Annotated in this window: 18 protein-coding genes and 1 pseudogene; 8 read left to right on the top strand and 11 right to left on the bottom strand. The window is 67.3% G+C overall.

Annotation, left to right across the window (positions count from 1 at the left end):
- Positions 1-94: 94 nt before the first annotated feature.
- Together VQ065_RS19410 and VQ065_RS19405 are read right to left on the bottom strand one after the other, a co-directional pair.
- Positions 95-781, bottom strand: a complete 687-nt coding sequence (locus VQ065_RS19410; RefSeq protein ID WP_003131041.1) for a type 1 glutamine amidotransferase domain-containing protein — start codon at positions 779-781, stop codon at positions 95-97.
- Positions 782-880: 99 nt separating this feature from the next.
- Positions 881-1,369 (bottom strand): MerR family transcriptional regulator, encoded by a 489-nt coding sequence (locus VQ065_RS19405; RefSeq protein ID WP_003090587.1) that lies wholly within the window; start codon positions 1,367-1,369, stop codon positions 881-883.
- A 232-nt stretch (positions 1,370-1,601) separates the two neighbouring features.
- On the opposite strand from VQ065_RS19405, the gene VQ065_RS19400 reads away from it, so the two are divergent.
- Complete coding sequence (locus VQ065_RS19400; RefSeq protein ID WP_003090584.1) at positions 1,602-2,432, top strand: alpha/beta fold hydrolase; 831 nt, start codon at positions 1,602-1,604, stop codon at positions 2,430-2,432.
- A 125-nt stretch (positions 2,433-2,557) separates the two neighbouring features.
- Positions 2,558-3,793, top strand: coding sequence for an NADH:flavin oxidoreductase/NADH oxidase family protein (locus VQ065_RS19395; RefSeq protein ID WP_003090582.1), 1,236 nt, complete (start codon positions 2,558-2,560; stop codon positions 3,791-3,793).
- Positions 3,794-3,807: 14 nt separating this feature from the next.
- Here the strand turns inward: VQ065_RS19395 and fdxA are convergent, their stop codons facing one another.
- Positions 3,808-4,146, bottom strand: a complete 339-nt coding sequence (fdxA, locus tag VQ065_RS19390) for a ferredoxin FdxA (RefSeq protein ID WP_003090580.1) — start codon at positions 4,144-4,146, stop codon at positions 3,808-3,810.
- Between the two features lie 16 nt (positions 4,147-4,162).
- Positions 4,163-6,472 carry a molybdopterin oxidoreductase family protein gene (locus VQ065_RS19385; protein WP_003090579.1) on the bottom strand — a complete coding sequence of 770 codons (2,310 nt, stop codon included), beginning with the start codon at positions 6,470-6,472 and terminating at the stop codon, positions 4,163-4,165.
- Between the two features lie 353 nt (positions 6,473-6,825).
- Here VQ065_RS19385 and VQ065_RS19380 point away from each other — a divergent pair, with 353 nt between their 5' ends.
- Entirely contained in the window at positions 6,826-7,305 is a 480-nt protein-coding gene (locus tag VQ065_RS19380) for a winged helix-turn-helix transcriptional regulator (protein WP_003090577.1), read from the top strand.
- A gap of 47 nt (positions 7,306-7,352) precedes the next feature.
- On the opposite strand, the gene VQ065_RS19375 is transcribed toward VQ065_RS19380, so the two are convergent.
- From VQ065_RS19375 to cysK, 4 genes are all read right to left on the bottom strand, one after another.
- Entirely contained in the window at positions 7,353-8,216 is an 864-nt protein-coding gene (locus VQ065_RS19375) for a DMT family transporter (RefSeq protein ID WP_003090576.1), read from the bottom strand.
- 419 nt (positions 8,217-8,635) lie between these two features.
- Positions 8,636-9,727 (bottom strand): polyamine ABC transporter substrate-binding protein, encoded by a 1,092-nt coding sequence (locus tag VQ065_RS19370; protein WP_003090575.1) that lies wholly within the window; start codon positions 9,725-9,727, stop codon positions 8,636-8,638.
- A 198-nt stretch (positions 9,728-9,925) separates the two neighbouring features.
- Positions 9,926-10,540 carry a LysE family translocator gene (locus VQ065_RS19365; protein WP_003090574.1) on the bottom strand — a complete coding sequence of 205 codons (615 nt, stop codon included), beginning with the start codon at positions 10,538-10,540 and terminating at the stop codon, positions 9,926-9,928.
- Positions 10,541-10,598: 58 nt separating this feature from the next.
- A complete protein-coding gene (cysK, locus tag VQ065_RS19360) occupies positions 10,599-11,573 on the bottom strand; it encodes a cysteine synthase A (RefSeq protein ID WP_003090573.1) in 975 nt (324 codons plus the stop codon).
- Between the two features lie 120 nt (positions 11,574-11,693).
- Between cysK and VQ065_RS19355 the strand changes: the two genes are divergently transcribed.
- The 5 genes from VQ065_RS19355 to VQ065_RS19335 all read left to right on the top strand — a co-directional run bounded on the left by VQ065_RS19355 (position 11,694) and on the right by VQ065_RS19335 (position 16,610).
- The gene (locus tag VQ065_RS19355) at positions 11,694-12,779 is read left to right on the top strand and encodes a DUF748 domain-containing protein (RefSeq protein WP_003090572.1); all 1,086 of its coding nucleotides are present in this window, start codon (positions 11,694-11,696) and stop codon (positions 12,777-12,779) included.
- Between the two features lie 162 nt (positions 12,780-12,941).
- Positions 12,942-13,787, top strand: a complete 846-nt coding sequence (locus tag VQ065_RS19350; RefSeq protein ID WP_003090571.1) for an AAA family ATPase — start codon at positions 12,942-12,944, stop codon at positions 13,785-13,787.
- A 64-nt stretch (positions 13,788-13,851) separates the two neighbouring features.
- Entirely contained in the window at positions 13,852-14,247 is a 396-nt protein-coding gene (locus tag VQ065_RS19345) for a GFA family protein (protein WP_003090570.1), read from the top strand.
- 48 nt (positions 14,248-14,295) lie between these two features.
- The gene (locus VQ065_RS19340; RefSeq protein WP_003090569.1) at positions 14,296-15,477 is read left to right on the top strand and encodes a vWA domain-containing protein; all 1,182 of its coding nucleotides are present in this window, start codon (positions 14,296-14,298) and stop codon (positions 15,475-15,477) included.
- A gap of 113 nt (positions 15,478-15,590) precedes the next feature.
- A complete protein-coding gene (locus tag VQ065_RS19335; protein ID WP_003090568.1) occupies positions 15,591-16,610 on the top strand; it encodes an AraC family transcriptional regulator in 1,020 nt (339 codons plus the stop codon).
- An 8-nt stretch (positions 16,611-16,618) separates the two neighbouring features.
- Here the strand turns inward: VQ065_RS19335 and VQ065_RS19330 are convergent.
- From VQ065_RS19330 to tse2, 3 genes and pseudogenes are all read right to left on the bottom strand, one after another.
- Positions 16,619-16,771, bottom strand: a pseudogene (locus VQ065_RS19330) (DUF6434 domain-containing protein); the annotation flags it as partial.
- Between the two features lie 131 nt (positions 16,772-16,902).
- Positions 16,903-17,136 (bottom strand): type IV secretion system immunity protein Tsi2, encoded by a 234-nt coding sequence (tsi2, locus tag VQ065_RS19325; RefSeq protein ID WP_003090566.1) that lies wholly within the window; start codon positions 17,134-17,136, stop codon positions 16,903-16,905.
- A 9-nt stretch (positions 17,137-17,145) separates the two neighbouring features.
- The gene (tse2, locus tag VQ065_RS19320; protein ID WP_003090565.1) at positions 17,146-17,622 is read right to left on the bottom strand and encodes a type VI secretion system effector Tse2; all 477 of its coding nucleotides are present in this window, start codon (positions 17,620-17,622) and stop codon (positions 17,146-17,148) included.
- Positions 17,623-17,760 lie beyond the last annotated feature (138 nt).

Below are 17,760 nucleotides of genomic sequence, written 5' to 3'. Positions count from 1 at the left end.
CCCCTGGCCGACGGCACGATGCAGATGTCGTTCTTCATCGGCAAGCGGCGCCACGACTTCCAGATGAGGCGCGCGCAGGACTGACGCGCCGCGTTCAGCCGAGCAGGGCGGCCACCTGCTCGGCCGTGGCCTTGGCCGACTGCGGGTTCTGCCCGGTGACCAGGCGGCCGTCGACCACCACCTTGCTGGTGAACGGCAGCAGGCTTCTTTCGTAGAGCGCGCCGCGTCGTTTCATTTCTTCCTCGACGTTGTACGGCACCTTGCGGGCGACCCCGGCGAGCACTTCCTCGATCCAGGAGTAGCCGGTCAGGCGGCGCCCGGCGACCAGCAGGCGGCCATCGTCCAGGCGTGTGTTGAGCAGGCCGCAATAGCCGTGGCAGACCGACGAGACGATGCCGCCGCGCTGGTAGATCTCGCGGGTCAGGCGCTGCAGCCCGGCGTCGTCGGGGAAGTCCCACATCACGCCGTGGCCGCCGGTGAAATAGATGGCGTCGAACGCCTCCGCGTCGACCTGTTCGGGGGCGGCGGTGTCGGCCAGCAGCGCCAGGCGCGCCTCGTCGGCCAGCCAGGCCTTGGCGCTGGCGTCGGCGTGGGGCCAGCCGAGGGCGCGCGGCTCCAGCGGCGACTCGCCGCCGCGGGGGCTGACCAGGCGTTGCTGGTAGCCCCGGGCGGCGAAGATCTCGTAGGCATGGGTCAACTCCGACAGCCACAGCCCGGTGGGCTGGGTCGGATCGGCATAGTGGGCGACGTTGGTGACGACGTGCAGGATGCGCTTGGTCATTGCGTTGACCTTCCTCGGTGAGTGATCCCGTCGGCAGCCGGTTTCGGCAGGCTGTCCGGGAGGGTTGGCGTCACTCTAAGATTCAAGTCGACTTCAAGGTCAAGCGTCGGAAAGCCGCTGCTCCGCCGGCGTGGGAGAGGACCCCCGCGAGCGGGTTTGCCGTGGACGCCCGACCGTCTGGGGAGGGCCTTCCTCGCGCAGGCGCTCCAGCACGCGCTGGGTGTTTTCCGTGCACTGCAGGCCGTCCGGCTTGTTCTCGATGCTTTCGATGGCCACCAGCAATTGTGCCTTGTTCTGTTCCAGGCGTCGTTGCAGGGCCTCGATCTCGGCCACCTTGCGGCGCAAGCCTTCGAGCAGCTCGCCGTGCTGCCAGGCGCCGTCGCCGCTCGGCAGCAGGCGAGCGATCTCCTCCAGGGAGAAGCCGGCGCCCTGGGCGCCGGTGACCAGCTCCAGGATCCACACGGTGTCTGCCGCATAGTCGCGGTAGCCGTTGGCCTTGCGCTGCGAGCGGATCAGGCCGCTGGCCTCGTAGAAGCGGATGCGCGATGTCGCCAGGCCGGTGAGCTTGGCCAGTTCGCCGATTTTCATGTCGCACCTCGAAACGCGTTGACCTTCAAGCCTACTTCAAGCCTAGGGTGGTTTCACGGCCGGGCGACGAACTCGCCTCCATCGACGGGTTCGCCAGGCCGCATGGGCGCTACCGCCGGTCGCGTTTTCCTCGTCCAGGCGGCGCAACGCAGGCGGCTTTCTACTCTACACAGGGGACGGCGGCCGCAGGGTGGCGCCGTTGCCTGCATCCACACCGATCGGGAGAAGCGACATGGGTTACGTGACAACGAAGGATGGCGTCGAACTCTTCTACAAGGACTGGGGGCCGCGCGACGCCCAGGTGATCTACTTCCATCATGGCTGGCCACTGAGTTCCGACGACTGGGATGCGCAGATGCTGTTCTTCCTCGCCGAGGGCTTTCGCGTAGTGGCCCACGACCGCCGTGGCCATGGTCGCTCCAGCCAGGTCTGGGACGGCCATGACATGGACCACTACGCCGCCGACGTGGCGGCGGTGGTCGAGCGCCTCGGGGTGCGCGGGGCGATCCATGTCGGCCATTCCACCGGCGGCGGCGAGGTCGTCCACTACATCGCCCGCTATCCCGACGACCCGGTGCCGAAGGCGGCGATCATCAGCGCGGTACCGCCGCTGATGGTGAAGACCGAGGGCAATCCGGGCGGCCTGCCGAAGAGCGTCTTCGACGATCTCCAGGCGCAGCTCGCGGCCAATCGCGCGCAGTTCTACCAGGACATTCCCGCCGGCCCGTTCTATGGCTACAACCGTCCCGGGGCGCAGCCCTCGGAAGGGATCGTCCGCAACTGGTGGCGGCAGGGCATGATGGGCGGCGCCAAGGCCCACTACGACGGGATCGTGGCCTTTTCCCAGACCGACTTCAGCGATGACCTGAAGCGCATCGACATCCCGGTGCTGGTGATGCATGGCGACGACGACCAGATCGTGCCCTACGAGAATTCCGGTGTACTCTCGGCGAAGCTGCTGCGCAACGGCACGCTGAAGACCTATCCGGGGTTCCCGCACGGCATGCCGACCACCCAGGCCGAGGTGATCAACGCCGACCTGCTGGCCTTCATCCGCGGCTGAGCGCGCCGGGTGCCGGGGCGCGCTCCCGGCACCTGGTCGGGGCCCGGGCGGCGCGGCAAAAAAGCGTTGACCTTGAAGTCGACTTCAATCTTATCGTCGGGCCACTGTCCTCATGAGGTAGGCCCATGAACCTGTTCGATACGCTGACGCTTCCCAACGGCTCGACCATTCCCAATCGCCTCGCCAAGGCCGCCATGGAGGAGAACATGGCCGATGCCGCGCAGGCCCCCTCCGAACGCCTGATGCGCCTCTACCAGGCCTGGGCTGACGGCGGCGCCGGGCTGCTGATCAGCGGTAACGTGATGGTCGACAGCCGTGCCATGACCGGCCCCGGCGGGGTGGTCCTGGAAGACGACGCGCAACTGGAGAAGTTCCGCCGCTGGGCGCGCATCGGGCGTTCCGCCGGCGCGCAGTTCTGGTTGCAGATCAACCATCCCGGCCGGCAGATGCAGGCCAATCTCGGCCAGCAGGCCTGGGCGCCCTCGGCGGTGCCGCTGGAACTGGGCGGGATGTCCAGGCACTTCGCTACGCCGAAGGCGATGGACGAGGCGATGATCGCCGAGGTGATCCAGCGGTTCGCCCGCAGCGCCGTCCTGGCCGAGCGGGCCGGCTTCAGCGGGGTGGAGATCCATGCCGCCCACGGTTACCTGCTCAGCCAGTTCCTCTCGCCGCTGAGCAACCGCCGCAGCGACGCCTGGGGCGGCTCCCTGGAGAATCGCGCGCGCCTGCTGCTGGAGATCGTCCGGGCGGTGCGCGCCGAGGTTGCCCCTGGCTTCGCGGTGGCGGTGAAGCTGAATTCCGCCGATTTCCAGCGCGGCGGCTTCAGCGCCGACGATGCCCGCGAGGTGGTACGGATGCTCGATGGCCTGGGCATCGACCTGGTCGAGCTGTCGGGCGGCAGCTACGAGGCGCCGGCCATGCAGGGCGAAGCGCGCGACGGGCGGACCCTGGCCCGCGAGGCCTACTTCGTCGAGTTCGCCCGCGACATCCGCGCGGCGGCGCGGATGCCGGTAATGGTCACGGGCGGCATCCGCCGGCGGCCGGTGGCCGAGCAGGTGCTGGCTAGCGGGGTGGACATGGTCGGCATCGGCACGGCGCTGGCCATCGAGCCGAACCTGCCGCGCGACTGGCGCGCCGGCAAGGACTCGGCGCCGCAGTTGCGGCCGATAACCTGGAAGAACAAACCCCTGGCCTCGCTGGCGAACATGGCCGCGGTGAAGTTCCAGTTGCGCAAGCTGAGCCGGGGCAGGGCGACCAACCCACGGGTGTCGCCGCTGTGCGCGTTGCTCGCGCAGCAGGCCGGCGCGCTCCTGCAGACCCGCCGTTACCGGCGGCTCATGCGTTCGCGCGCCGAAGCCTGAGCACCGTCAGCGCCTCAGGCGCCGTTGCGGTCGAGTTCGGCCAGCTTGCCCGGCAGGCCGAACCAGGCGTCGTGGTCGTCGGGCGCCGGCTTCTTGCGGGTGATCTGCGTCCAGTTGGGATGCGCGGCGAGTTCGCCATTGAGGGCGATGAACTGCCGTTGCCCGAGCGGCACCTCGTCCTCGGCGCGAATCGCGGCGACCGGGCATTCCGGCTCGCAGAGCGCGCAGTCGATGCATTCATCGGGGTGGATGACGAGGAAGTTGGGGCCTTCGTAGAAGCAGTCCACGGGACAGACTTCCACGCAGTCGGTGTGTTTGCAGCGGATGCATTCTTCCAGCACGACGAAGGTCATGATCGTCCTCCCTGGCTCAGGCGTTCGTAGCGGCGGGCGTCGCCAGCCGTTCCAGGCGCGCCGGCACGTACTTGTGCCAGGGCGTGCCGGCGAGGAAGTCGCGCTGGGTGCAGTCGGTCACCTCGTTGGGCGCCACGCCCCGGCGCACCACCTCGCCCTCGGCGTTGCGGTAGTCCAGGCCCTGGCCGTTGGGCAGGGAAATATTGCCCGGCTGCATCATGTCGCTGATCTCCACTTCCGCCTCGACGTCGCCGCGGCGGGTCACCACGCGCAGCACCTCGCCGTCGGCGCAGCCCAGCGCCTCGGCGTCCTGCGGGCTGATGCGCAGGGTGCCGTAGCGCCCGCGGCGGTGCCAGCCGGTGTCGCGCACGGCGGTATTGCTGGTGTCGCTGCGTCGCTCGCCGGCGGCCAGGATGAACGGGTAGGCCGGATCGTGGGGTGGCGCGCTGTGGGCGAGCTTGGCCAGTTCCGGCAACAGTTCGGGAATGTGCAGGTTGATCCGCTGTTCGGGACGGGCGACGGCCTGCCAGCTTTCGGCGTAGGTGGTTTCGGCGAAGACCACCCCGGACGGGTTGTCGAGCATGGCCTGGAACAGGCGGTCGGCGGCCAGCGGCGGCAACCCGTCGAAGCCGGCGCGGGCAGCGGTCTTGCGGTTGTTCAGCACGTGCAGTTGGCAGATGCCCCAGATCGCCGCGGCCGCTTCCATGCCGGCGGGCAGGGTCGGGCCGAGGGTACGGTAGAGCAGGACCGGCGCGTATTTCATGACCTTGGGGCGGGTCGCCGCGGCGGCGAGGAAAGCCGCCGAGAACGCCTTGCGCCCGAGCTTCAGGGCCAGGCGCAACGGCCGGTAGTCTTTCTCGCCGAGCACCCCCATGGCTTCCAGCAGGCGGGCGTGGATCTCCGCTTCCGGCAGGGTGCCGGGGCGCGCCGGGAACAGCGGCGCGCGCAGATGGAAGGCGTTGCGCGGGAATTCCAGGTTGAAGAAGGTCGCCTCGGCTTTTTCGAACTGGCTCGCCGCCGGCAACACATAGTCGGCGTGGCGCGCGGTCTCGGTCATGGCCACGTCGATCACCACCGACAGCTCCAGGGCGCGCATGGCTTCGCGCATGCGCTGGCTATCGGCCAGCGAATGCAGCGGGTTGCCGGTCTCCACCAGCATGGCGCGGTAGCGCTTGGGATGGTCGGTGAGGATTTCCTCTGGAATCACGTTGCAGGGAATCAGGCCGATGATGATCTTGGCATTGGCCACCGGGCTGCGCTTCTCGACGCGTGGCGCGCCCTTCTTGCCCATCGAGGTATCGCCTTTGCTGGCCTTGGACAGCGAGAGGAAGGGCACGAAGGCGTTGCTGGTGCCGGGGCGCCCGTAATGGCCGGTGAGCAACCAGACCAGGCGTTGCAGGTAGCTGCCGAGGGTCGAGTGCAGGTTCATCTGCATGCCCAGGTCTTCCAGCGCCGATACGCTGCTGGCGCTGGCGATCCGCCGGGCGGCGGCGCGCAGCTTGTCTTCCGCCACCCCGCAGGTCTCGGCGCAGTAGGCCACCGGGATGGCGTTCAGTTCGTCGACGATGTGCTCGTAGCCGCTGGTGTGCTCGGCCAGCCAGTCGCGCGCCAGCAGCCCGTCCTGGACGATGATCCCGACCAGCGCCGCCAGGCACCAGGCGTCGGTGCCCGGACGGATCTGCAGGTGGAAGTCGGCCAGGGCGGCGGTTTCGCTCAGGCGCGGGTCGATCACGATGATCGAGCGCGCGGGGTCCTTGGCCATGGCGTTGAGCAGCACGCGGGCGCGGGCGAAACCATGGGATTGCCAGGGATTCTTGCCGATCAGGATGGCCACCTCGCAATGCTCGAAGTCGCCGTGCACGCCGGTACCGAACATCTTGCCCTGGACCCAGAACTCGCCGGTCTTTTCCTGGGCCAGGGCGTTGGAGCGGTACTTCACCCCGAGGGCCTTCAGCGTGCTGTCGCCGTAGGCGCCGCCGAGGTGGTTGCCCTGCGCGCCGCCGCCGTAGTAGAGGATGCTTTCGCCGCCATGCCTACGCTTGATGGCGAGGAATTTCTCCGCCACCTCGCGGATCGCCGTGTCCCAGTCGATGGCTTCGTAGCTGCCGTCGGGGCGCCGGCGCATCGGCGTGTCCAGGCGGTCGGCGCCGTTCTGGTAGTAGTCCATGCGCTGCGATTTCTCGCAGACGTAGCCCTGCGAGGCGGGGTGGTCGTCATCGCCGCGGATCTTGCTGATGCGGCCATTCTCGGTCTGCACTTCCAGCCCGCAGTTGAGGCTGCAGAGGATACAGGCGGTCTTCTTCCATTGCGGGGACGGCGTAGTCACGGTGTGTTCCTCGTTGTTGTCGTTGCCGGCGCAACCTGGGGCGCACCCCAGCCGTGCGGGCTTCGTTCTTTCGGGACTGCCTGACGCTGTGCTGCAAGGACGACGCGCGGGCGGCACACGGAACCCCGTCGTATCGGCCTTTCCCTCTCATGCTCGACGTTTCTACAGTTCCGAATCGGAACTTACTACGCGGGCGCTGATATGGGACCCGTCCGTAGTGCTGGTTTGTCCGATCCTGGCAGGAGCGCGCCGGGTCCATGACCTTTTCGGCCGGATAATAAGTTCCAATTTGGAACTGTTCAAGCTCCGAAGCGGCCCCCTAGAATGGACGGAGGTTTTTCCGGGAGAACCCCATGAAATGGCAAGAAGTCGGCGAAACGCCCTGTTCGATGGCGCGCAGCTTGGCGATCCTCGGCGATCGCTGGACGCTGCTGATCCTGCGCAACTGCTTTCTCGGCATGCGCCGCTTCGATGAGTTCCAGGCCAGCCTCGGGGTCACCCGCCAGGTACTGGCCGACCGCCTGAGCCGGCTGGTGGAGGCGGGCGCGCTGAAGAAGGTGCCTTACCAGGAGCGACCGCCGCGCTACGAATACCGCCTCACCGAGATGGGCCACGACCTGCATCCGGTGCTGCTGGCCCTGGCCAACTGGGGCGACCGCTGGCTCGACGAGGGCCGCGGCGCTCCGGTGGAGTACGTGCACAAGGCCTGTGGCCACAAGTTCCGGCCGACCATGGTCTGCCCGGAGTGCGGCGAGCCGGTGGGGTCGCGCGATGTGACGGCGGTGCCGGGGCCGGGGTTCGCGGCGATGGCTGGCAAGCTCGCGCAGAACTGAATCCGCGCGCGCTCTGCCAAGGGCGGGCCGCGACCCGCTCGGTTCGCTCAGCCGGCCTTGCGGAAGACGAACATCAGCCCCACCACGATCAGCCCCATGCCCAGCAGGCTGAGCCAGCCGAGGCGGTTGCCGAAGACCATGAAGTCCATGATCGCGGTCACCGCCGGCACCAGGTAGAACAGGCTGGTGACGTTGACCAGGTTGCCCTGGGCGATCAGCCGGTAGAGCAGCAGGGTCGCGCCCACCGAGACCACGACGCCCATCCACAGCGCGGGGACCAGGAAGCCGGCGTTCCATTCGAACTCGAACGGCTGGAAGGGCACGAACGCCAGGCACAGGCCGAGGCCGGCGAGGTACTGCAGGGGCAGGGTGCCCAGCGGGTTCTCGCGGATGCCCTTCTGCATGATCGAGCCGCCGGTGACGCCGGCCAGCGCCAGCAGTGCGCAGAGGATGCCGGCCGTGGACATCCCGGCCAGGCCGATGCCCTGGTAGACCACCAGCACCAGGCCGGCCAGGCCCAGCAGCAGCCCGAACAGGCGCGCCGGCGACTGCCGGCGTTCGAGGATGACGGCGGTGAGGATCGGTTGCACGCCGAGGATGGTCGCCATCATGCCGGGAGTGACCTGCAGCTTCAGCGAGAAGATATAGAAGATCGGATAGATCCCCAGCATCACCAGGCCGGTGAGCAGGGCCTTGCCGCGCTCACGCGCGCTGCGCGGCGTGCGCAGCCTGAGCAGCGGGGCGAGCGGCAGCAGGCAGGCGAGGGCGATGCCGAAGCGGAACACCAGAAAGGCGAACGGCGAGGAATGCGCCAGGCCCCATTTCGAGGCGATGGCCCCGCTGCTCCAGAGCAGGACGAAGAGGCTGGTGCTGGCCAGGCCGGCCAGTGCGGATTTGTTCAGTGCAAACATGGATCTGCCACCTTGTAGTCGGGCATGCCGCGGGCTCGGGCCGGCGGCGGACGGCACGCCTCGGCAGCGGATGGCGCTGCTTGCGGCGGGCTGTGGAAGGGCGTTGGGGCGCTACCGCGCTCGTCAGGGACTGACGCCCGGCGGCGGGCAGGCGGCCGAACCGGGAGGGGGAGGCGGAGGCGAGGCGACTACAGGAGGGGAAACGCAGCCCAGGCTGGCGCACGGCTGGAGCGCGCCGACCTCGCCGGTGGCTACCGGAAGGGCGGGGAGCGAGCTGTGCGAGCGCTGGTTCATGGAGGCTATCCGGTCGATGGAGACAACGAGAGGGACTATAGCGGGCCGTCCGGGATTTGACGAGCCTGTGGGCGAGCCTTGCGCTAAAACGCCAGCCCGGCGACAAACCGGGCCGGCGCCGGGCTTCACTTGCCGGTCTTCACCGTGTTCCAGGTGCGCGTGCGCACGCGGTCGATCTTCTGCGGCATGGATTCCAGGGCGAACAGCTTGGCCATCTTCTCCTGCGGCGGGTAGATCGCCGGGTCGGCCTTGATCTCGGCGTCCACCAGCGGGTCGGCGGCCAGGTTGCCGTTGGCGTAGTGCACATGGTTGCTGATCGCGGCCATCACCTCGGGACGCAGCAGGTAGTTCATGAAGGCGTAGCCGGCCTTCTCGTCGGGCGCATCGACCGGCATCGAGACCATGTCGAACCACAGCGGCGAGCCTTCCTTCGGCGTCGAGTAGCGCACTTCCACGCCGTTGTTGGCCTCCTTGGCGCGGGTCGCGGCCTGCAGGATGTCGCCGGAGAAACCGACCACCATGCAGATCTCGCCGTTGGCCAGGTCGCTGACGTACTTCGAGGAGTGGAAGTAGCGGATGTACGGGCGCACCTTCAGCAGCGCCGCCTGGGCCTGCTTGTAGTCGTCGGCCTTCTGGCTGTGGTGTGGCAGGCCGAGGTAGTTGAGGGTGATGGGCAGCAGCTCGGGGCCGTTGTCCAGCACCGCCACCCCGCACTTGCTCAGTTTCTGCATGTATTCGGGCTTGAAGAAGATATCCCAGGAGTCCAGCGGCGCGTCGTCGCCGAGCACCGCCTTGATCTTCGCCGGGTTGTAGCCGATGCCGGTGGTGCCCCAGAGGTAGGGGAAGCCGTACTGGTTGCCCGGATCGTTGACCTCCAGGGCCTTGAGCAGCACCGGGTTGAGGTTCTTCCAGTTGGGCAACTGGGACTTGTCCAGCTTCTTCAGGGCGCCGGCCTGGATCTGCTTGGCCATGAAGTGGTTCGACGGGAATACCACGTCGTAGCCGGATTGGCCGGTCATCAGCTTGCCGTCGAGGGTCTCGTTGCTGTCGTAGACGTCGTAGGTGGCCTGGATGCCGGTTTCCTTGGCGAAGTTCGCCACGGTTTCGGGAGCGATGTATTCGGACCAGTTGTAGATCTTCAGGTTGTCCGCGGCGAGGGTTGCGCCGCTGCCGCAAGCGAGGGCGAGGAGGGTGAGGGAAGCGATGCGGGTCTTCATTGTTGTAGGTGTCCTGTCGGCTGACGACAGCGTCGGCGACGGACTAGTTCGCCGCCGGCGCTCAGGGGGCGCCGGCAACGCTGGCCGGCACCCGGGTTTTATCCCGCGTTGCCGGAAGCGAGGAAAGGGGCGGCTTTTACCTGCGGGCCCGCAGACAGGAGGCGGCACCGCAGCGGGGCGTCGCTCCGCCCGCCTGCCTCAACTCAGGGCGACCTTGACCCCGAGGGCGATCAGCAGGCCGCCGAGCAGCTTGTCCACCACCCCCTGGGCCCTGGCCAGGCCACGGCGCACCACCGCGCTCTGGATCAGCACCACCAGCAGCGGCCACCAGAGTGCGGCGAGGCCGACGATGATGCCGGCGTACCAGAGCTTCTCGGCGAAGCTGGAGTCCAGGCTCAGCACCTGGGTGAACACGGCGAGGAAGAACAGCGTGGCCTTGGGGTTGAGCAGGTTGCACAGGTAGCCCTGGAGGAACGCGCTCCAGTGGCCGACGCGCTGCACGCCGCCGACCGCCAAGTCGAGCGTGCCGCCGCCGCGCGAGCGCAGGGCCTGGATGCCGATCCAGATCAGGTAGACCGCGCCGGTGTACTTCAGCGCGTTGAACAGCCACGGCGTGGTGGTGATCAGCACCGCCAGGCCGGCGACGCAGTAGGCCATGTGGGTGGCCACGCCGAGGATCACCCCCAGCGAGGTCATCATCGCCGCCGAGCGCTGGTAGCGCGCCGCGTTGCGGATGATCAGGAAGAAGTCCGGGCCGGGCGAGAGCATGCCCAGGGTGGCGAGGGTGGCTACGAAGAGCGAGGTTTCCAGCATGATTCGATACGCCTGGCGCAAGGCGGCGCCGGTTCGCTGCGGCGCCGCGGGTCGGTGGTTACTGGGTCAGTTCCTGTTCGCTGAACAGGCCGTCGAAGAGCATGCTCGAAAGATAGCGCTCGCCGGAATCGGGGAGGATCACCACGATGGTCTTGCCCTGCATGTTCGGCTCCTCGGCCAGGCGCACCGCGGCGGCCATCGCCGCGCCGGAGGAGATGCCGCAGAGGATGCCTTCTTCCTGCATCAGGCGCAGCGCCATGTTCTTCGCTTCGTCGTCGCCGATCTTCTCGACCCGGTCGACCAACGACAGGTCGAGGTTCTTCGGCACGAAGCCGGCGCCGATGCCCTGGATCTTGTGCGGGGCGGGCTTGACCTCCTCGCCGGCGAGGGTCTGGCTGATCACCGGCGAGGTCACCGGCTCCACCGCCACGGCGAGGATCGGCTTGCCCCGGGTGTTCTTGATGTAGCGCGAGACGCCGGTGAGGGTGCCGCCGGTGCCGACCCCGGAGACCAGCACGTCCACCGCGCCCTCGGTATCGTTCCAGATCTCCGGGCCGGTGGTCTTCTCATGGATCGCCGGGTTGGCCGGGTTGTCGAACTGCTGCGGCATGAAGTACTTCCCGGGATCCCCCGCGACCAGTTCCTCGGCCTTCTGGATCGCACCCTTCATGCCTTTCGCCGGTTCGGTCAGGACCAGCTCCGCGCCCAGCGCCTTGAGCACCTTGCGTCGTTCCAGGCTCATCGACGCCGGCATGGTCAGGATCAGTTTGTAGCCGCGCGCGGCGGCGACGAAGGCGAGGCCGATGCCGGTGTTGCCGGAGGTCGGCTCGACCAGGGTCATGCCGGACTTCAGTCTGCCGCTGGCTTCGGCATCCCAGATCATGTTCGCGCCGATCCGGCACTTCACCGAATAGCCGGGGTTGCGCCCTTCGATCTTGGCCAGGATGGTGACGCCGCGCGGGGCGATGCGGTTGATCTGGACCAGCGGCGTGTTGCCGATGGACTGCGCGTTGTCTGCGAAGATGCGGCTCATGATGGTGTCCTTGTCGCATGGAGAAAGATCAATCAGCCTATTCCGCCCCCGCCCGCGCGTCCAGACGCGTTCGAACCAGCGGCGCGCCGCGCGTGTCCACTGTCCAGGAGGGCCGTACCGATGAAGAAACGCTATGCCATTCCCCTGGGCAGCCTGGCGGCGCTGCTTCTGTTGTTGCTGGCGCTGCACCTGGCGCTGCCGTACCTGGTGCGCGACTACCTGAACGGCAAGCTGGCCGACATGGGCGACTACCGTGGGCACATCGCCGACGTCGACCTGGCGCTCTGGCGCGGCGCGTATCGGATCGACGGGCTGAGCATCGTCAAGGACAACGGCAAGGTGCCGGTGCCGTTCCTCGACGCGCCGAGCATCGACCTGTCGGTGAGCTGGCAGGCGCTCTGGGATGATCACGCAGTAGTGGCGCGGGTGGTCTTCGAGCGTCCGCAGCTCAACTTCGTCGATGCCGGCGGCGACCGCGACGCCTCGCAGACCGGTGCCGGCACCGACTGGCGCGAGCAACTGGACAAGCTGCTGCCGATCACCCTCAACGAGGTGCGGGTGGTGGACGGCACCCTGCGTTTCCGCAACTTCACTTCGAAGCCGCCGGTAAACCTGCACGCCTCGGCGCTCAACGCCAGCATCTATAACCTGACCAACGTGGCCGACGCCCGGGGCGAGCGGCCGGCGCGTCTCGAAGGCACGGCGCGGATACTCGGCCAGGCGCCGCTGGAAGTGGCGGCGCATTTCGACCCGCTGAGCGACTTCGAGGACTTCGACCTGCGCCTGCGGGTCACCCGGGTCGAGCTGAAGCGGCTCAACGACTTCGCCAGCGCCTATGGCAAGTTCGACTTCAATGCCGGCACCGGCGACCTGGTGCTGGAGGCGCAGGCTAAGCGCGGCCAGTTGGATGGCTACATCAAGCCGCTGCTGCGCGACGTGGACGTGTTCAATTGGCGGCAGGACGTGGAGGATGGCGACAAGAACCTGTTCCGCTCGGTGTGGGAGGCGCTGGTCGGCGGGGGCGAGACGGTGCTGAAGAACCAGCGCAAAGACCAGTTCGCAACCCGTGTGAGCCTGAGCGGTAATATCCACCAGCGGGACGTCAGCGCGTTCCAGGCGTTCCTCGGGATTCTCCGCAACGCGTTCGTCGAGGCGTTCAACGCTCGTTTCGAGCGTTCCCCGGCGACGCGCGACGACGACGGCTGAAGACGCGGGCGGAACGGCGGGTCGCGAGGTGGCCGGGCATTCAGTGACTGAATGACCCGTCTGCGTTCACAGTGCGCTTGTCCCCGCGTTATAGTCGGGTTTTCAAACAATACTGAACTGCCCGGTTTTCCAGCCAGGGCGTTACCGTTCGAGGATTTCCTGATGAAGTTCGAAGGCACCCAGTCCTACGTCGCCACCGACGACCTCAAGCTCGCGGTCAACGCCGCCATCACCCTGCAGCGGCCGCTGTTGGTGAAGGGCGAACCGGGCACCGGCAAGACCATGCTCGCCGAGCAGTTGGCCGAGTCCTTCGGCGCCAAGCTGATCACCTGGCACATCAAGTCCACCACCAAGGCCCACCAGGGCCTCTACGAGTACGATGCGGTAAGCCGCCTGCGCGATTCGCAGCTGGGCGTGGACAAGGTTCACGACGTGCGCAACTACATCAAGAAGGGCAAGCTCTGGGAGGCCTTCGAGGCCGAGGAGAGGGTGATCCTGCTGATCGACGAGATCGACAAGGCCGACATCGAGTTCCCCAACGACCTGCTGCAGGAACTCGACAAGATGGAGTTCTACGTCTACGAGACCAACGAAACCATCAAGGCGAAGCAGCGCCCGATCATCATCATCACCTCGAACAACGAGAAGGAACTGCCCGACGCCTTCCTGCGCCGCTGCTTCTTCCATTACATCGCCTTCCCCGACCGCGAGACGTTGCAGAAGATCGTCGACGTGCACTACCCGAACATCAAGCAGTCGCTGGTCAGCGAGGCGCTGGACATCTTCTTCGACGTGCGCAAGGTGCCCGGCCTGAAAAAGAAACCTTCGACTTCCGAGCTGGTCGACTGGCTGAAACTGCTGATGGCCGACGAGATCGGCGAAGCGGTGCTGCGCGAACGCGATCCGACCAAGGCGATCCCGCCGCTGGCCGGCGCCCTGGTGAAGAACGAGCAGGACGTGCAGCTTCTCGAGCGCCTGGCGTTCATGAGCCGCCGCGCCAGCCGCTGAGTGCGGCGGCCCTTTCCGGGGAAAGGGCCGCGGGGCGGCACGCCAGACAGCGGAGGAACATCCCATGCTCAGCGGAAGTTGCCTGTGCGGCGCGGTACGTTACGAGATCGACGCGCCCATCGAATCGGCCAGCCATTGTCATTGCAGCCAGTGCCGCAAGGCCCACGGCGCGGCGTTCGCCACCTACGGCAAGGTGCGCCGCGAGGCGTTCCGCTATGTCGCCGGGGCGGACGCGGTGGCCGAATACCACTCGTCGCCAGGCGTCACCCGTACCTTCTGCCGCCACTGCGGATCGAACCTGCAGTGGCTTGGCGGCAACGAGGACCCGAGGTACACCTCGATCGCCCTCGGCACCCTCGACTCGCCGCTGCCATCGGTAGCGCAGCGGCACATCTACGTGGGTTCGAAAGCCGACTGGTACGTCATCGCCGACGACCTGCCGCAGGAACACCAATACTGACCGGCGCTCGCGCGCCGGGATCAACGGACAACAGACGAGGTCGCAGCCATGCTGCTCAACCTGTTCAACGAAATGCGCGCAGCCAAGGTGCCGGTGTCGGTGCGCGAGCTGCTCGACCTGATCGACGCCCTGAAGCACCGCGTGGTGTTCGCCGACATGGACGAGTTCTACTACCTGGCGCGCACCATCATGGTCAAGGACGAGCGCCACTTCGACAAGTTCGACCGGGCCTTCGGCGCCTACTTCAAGGGCCTGGAGAAGCTCGACGACCACCTCAAGGCGCTGATCCCCGAGGAATGGCTGCGCAAGGAATTCGAGCGCCTGCTGACCGACGAGGAAAAGGCGCAGATCCAGTCCCTCGGCGGCCTGGACAAGCTGATCGAGGAGTTCAAGAAACGCCTCGAGGAACAGAAGGAGCGCCATGCCGGCGGTAACAAGTGGATCGGTACCGGCGGTACCAGTCCGTTCGGCTCCGGCGGCTTCAACCCGGAGGGCGTCCGCGTCGGCGACGCCGGCAAGCGCCAGGGCAAGGCGGCCAAGGTCTGGGACCAGCGCGAATACAAGAACCTCGACGACCAGGTCGAACTGGGTACGCGCAACATCAAGATCGCCCTGCGGCGCCTGCGCAAGTTCGCCCGTGAGGGCGCGGCGGAGGAGCTGGACATCGACGGCACCATCGACCACACCGCGAAGGACGCCGGGCTGCTCAACATCCAGATGCGCCCGGAGCGGCGCAACACGGTGAAGCTGTTGCTGCTGCTGGACATCGGCGGCTCGATGGACGCCCACGTCAAGGTCTGCGAGGAGCTGTTCTCGGCCTGCAAGACCGAGTTCAAGCACCTGGAGTATTTCTACTTCCACAACTTCATCTACGAGTCGGTGTGGAAGAACAACCTGCGCCGCAGCAGCGAACGCACCGCCACCTTCGACCTGCTGCACAAGTACGGTCCGGACTACAAGGTGGTGTTCGTCGGCGACGCGGCGATGGCGCCCTACGAAATCACCCAGGCCGGCGGCAGCGTCGAGCACTGGAACGAGGAAGCCGGTTACGTCTGGATGCAGCGCTTCATGGAGAAGTACAAGAAGCTCATCTGGATCAACCCCTATCCGAAGGACACCTGGAACTACACGGCGTCCACCGGCCTGGTCCGCGAACTGGTCAAGGAACAGATGTATCCGTTGACCCTGAGCGGCCTGGAGGAGGGTATGCGCTTCCTCTCGCGCGGTTGAGCCAACTGCCTGCGGGACCGGCGACAGGCGCGGCGGCACGCAACTTGCCTACCCTGTGTATCCCGTCCGCGCGGTAACAGCGCGGCGCGGCCACCGGTAACGATGGGCACGCCATGATCGATTCGACCTTCTCCCGCGCCACCTGGCTCAACTCGCTGCACATGTCGACCCTCACTCTCTCGCTGCTGGAGAAGGAAGGGTTCGCCCGCGAGCAACTGCTCGAAGGCAGTGGCATCACCCCCGCCGACCTGCTCGACCTGCGGCGCCTGATCAGCCCCTGGCAGGAGCAGCAGGTGTTCGCCAACGCCTGCCGGCTCAGCGACGAGCCGGCCCTCGGCCTGCGCCTGGGGCTGCGCACGCGGATTTCCGCCTACGGCCTGCTCGGCTACGCGCTGCTCTCCGCGCCGACCCTCGGCGAGGCGCTGCGCATCGGCCTCAGCTATCCGGTCTTGCTCGGCACCTACTTCCACCTGTCGCTGGAGGTCGCCGACGGCCGCGCCTGGCTGGTGGCCACCGGCTACGGCGAGGACGAGGCGCTGCGGCCATTCAACACCGAGCTTTGCCTGGGCTCGTTGAAGGTCACCTGCGCCGACCTGCTCGGCCAGCCGCTGCCCTTGCTGGAAGCGGCCTTCGACTATGCCGGCGACGAGGCGATGGTGCGGGCCTACGCCGAGGGTTTCGCCTGCGAGTTGCACTTCGAACGCGAGCGCAGCGCCATCGGCTTCGCCGCCGAATGGCTGGAGCGCCCGTTGCCGCTGGCCGACCCGGTGACCCACCGGGAGATGCTGGAACAGTGCCGGCGGCAGAACATCGACCTGGCCGCGCGCCGCGCCTGGCTGGACAAGGTCCGGGCGATCCTCGCCGAGCGCCTGCAGGACCCGCCGGGCCTGGAGGAACTGGCGCGGCGCCTGAACTGTTCGTCGCGCAGCCTGCGCCGGCACTTGCAGCAGCAGCGCACCAGCTACCAGCAATTGCTCGACGAGTTGCGCTTCGCCCGCGCCAAGGAGTTGTTGCAGAGCGGCGACATGCCGATCTACCGGATCGCCGAGGAACTCGGCTTCAGCGAGACCGCCAGCCTGCGCCATGCCTTCCAGCGCTGGAGCGGCCAGCCGCCGAGCCATTTCCGCGCCTGAGCGCTCGCTCAGGCGGAGGGGCTGGTGTCGGCGTGGCGCCGCCGCCGTTCGTCCGCCACCTCACCCAGGGATTTTGCCGCGCCGTCGCCAATCCAGGCCATGAAGGCACGATCGAAGCGGAAGTCGGCGCCGCACAGCCCGACGAGGAAGCGCCGTACGTCCTGGGCGTTGCGCTAGTCGCGGCACACTGCGGTGTCGCGGGTGATGGTGTCGCCGTGCCAGCCGAAGACCATCTGTCGTTTCTCTGCGCGCGCTGGAGCGGGCGGGCCAACGACGGCCCGCCCACGGGCCGTCAGGACACCGGGTCTTCGATCAGCCGGTCATAGGGCGGCAGGCCGCTGTATTGGCCCAGGGCTTGCTCGTAGGCGTTCTTCAGGTCGTCGGCGGCGAGGTCGTAGCCGACCAGCAACTGTTCGAGTTCAGCGGCGTTCTGCGGGTCGTCGTTCTGCAACTGCGCGTCGAGTTCGCGGGTGCGCGCGGCGACGCACTGGATCGCCACCATCAGGGTCTGGGGTTTCAGGTTCATGGTTCACTCCTAGAGCCCGCGGGCTTTTTCCCATTGGCGGCGGATGGCGTTGCGCACGAAGTTGTCCAACTGGCCCATGAGGACCTCCCGGTACATCGGCTTGGCCGGCATGATGGTGTAGTGGGTGGCTTGCAGGCGCTTGTTGTAGCTGTCCTGTTTCACCTTAAGGTCCGGCGGGATGTCGGTGCCGTCGGGTATCACGAAGTCGCCGTCGGCGCGGCGCAGCACGCCGGCGCGGTCGAACACCGAGGTGCCGCCGGTGTCCGGGGCGTAGAGGCCGTCGCGGCCGGCGACGATGTCCGGCGCGCGGGCGGGGACGCCAGGGGTGTTGGGGCTGTCGAAGGTCGGATGCAGCAGCGGGGCGACTTCCGCAGCCTCGGCGAGTTCCTGGTCGGGGCGCAGGTAGCGACCGACGTCGCCGTCGTAGTTGGCCTTGAATACCGCCCGGTAGAGGGTGAGGCTGGTTTTCTCGTAGTCGTAGGACATGCGTGGACTTCCCTGTGGGTTGCGTTCGCGGCGCCGCGGGTGCGCGGCATCGCTGCCGGCCACCGTCCTTGTGGCGCCATCGCCGAGCAGGATAACAGCCGCGGGCGGATCCGCCAGGGGCAGGCGACGACCGTCGCC

The sequence above is a fragment of the Pseudomonas sp. KBN10P06128 genome (genome assembly GCF_037574945.1).
Taxonomy (GTDB): Bacteria; Pseudomonadota; Gammaproteobacteria; order Pseudomonadales; family Pseudomonadaceae; genus Pseudomonas; species Pseudomonas aeruginosa.
Note: the sequence above shows the minus strand (reverse complement) of the source record. Positions and strands in the feature narration are given on the sequence as shown.

Excerpts from the sequence above, each read along its gene's own strand:
- tse2 (WP_003090565.1), bottom strand. The coding sequence starts at position 17,622 with ATGTCCTACGACTACGAGAAAACCAGCCTCACCCTCTACCGGGCGGTA.
- VQ065_RS19355 (WP_003090572.1), top strand. The coding sequence starts at position 11,694 with ATGAAGAAACGCTATGCCATTCCCCTGGGCAGCCTGGCGGCGCTGCTT.
- VQ065_RS19405 (WP_003090587.1), bottom strand. The coding sequence starts at position 1,369 with ATGAAAATCGGCGAACTGGCCAAGCTCACCGGCCTGGCGACATCGCGC.
- VQ065_RS19410 (WP_003131041.1), bottom strand. The coding sequence starts at position 781 with ATGACCAAGCGCATCCTGCACGTCGTCACCAACGTCGCCCACTATGCC.
- VQ065_RS19375 (WP_003090576.1), bottom strand. The coding sequence starts at position 8,216 with ATGTTTGCACTGAACAAATCCGCACTGGCCGGCCTGGCCAGCACCAGC.
- tsi2 (WP_003090566.1), bottom strand. The coding sequence starts at position 17,136 with ATGAACCTGAAACCCCAGACCCTGATGGTGGCGATCCAGTGCGTCGCC.
- VQ065_RS19370 (WP_003090575.1), bottom strand. The coding sequence starts at position 9,727 with ATGAAGACCCGCATCGCTTCCCTCACCCTCCTCGCCCTCGCTTGCGGC.
- VQ065_RS19350 (WP_003090571.1), top strand. The coding sequence starts at position 12,942 with ATGAAGTTCGAAGGCACCCAGTCCTACGTCGCCACCGACGACCTCAAG.
- VQ065_RS19340 (WP_003090569.1), top strand. The coding sequence starts at position 14,296 with ATGCTGCTCAACCTGTTCAACGAAATGCGCGCAGCCAAGGTGCCGGTG.
- VQ065_RS19365 (WP_003090574.1), bottom strand. The coding sequence starts at position 10,540 with ATGCTGGAAACCTCGCTCTTCGTAGCCACCCTCGCCACCCTGGGCATG.
- VQ065_RS19335 (WP_003090568.1), top strand. The coding sequence starts at position 15,591 with ATGATCGATTCGACCTTCTCCCGCGCCACCTGGCTCAACTCGCTGCAC.
- VQ065_RS19380 (WP_003090577.1), top strand. The coding sequence starts at position 6,826 with ATGAAATGGCAAGAAGTCGGCGAAACGCCCTGTTCGATGGCGCGCAGC.
- VQ065_RS19345 (WP_003090570.1), top strand. The coding sequence starts at position 13,852 with ATGCTCAGCGGAAGTTGCCTGTGCGGCGCGGTACGTTACGAGATCGAC.
- fdxA (WP_003090580.1), bottom strand. The coding sequence starts at position 4,146 with ATGACCTTCGTCGTGCTGGAAGAATGCATCCGCTGCAAACACACCGAC.
- VQ065_RS19395 (WP_003090582.1), top strand. The coding sequence starts at position 2,558 with ATGAACCTGTTCGATACGCTGACGCTTCCCAACGGCTCGACCATTCCC.
- cysK (WP_003090573.1), bottom strand. The coding sequence starts at position 11,573 with ATGAGCCGCATCTTCGCAGACAACGCGCAGTCCATCGGCAACACGCCG.
- VQ065_RS19400 (WP_003090584.1), top strand. The coding sequence starts at position 1,602 with ATGGGTTACGTGACAACGAAGGATGGCGTCGAACTCTTCTACAAGGAC.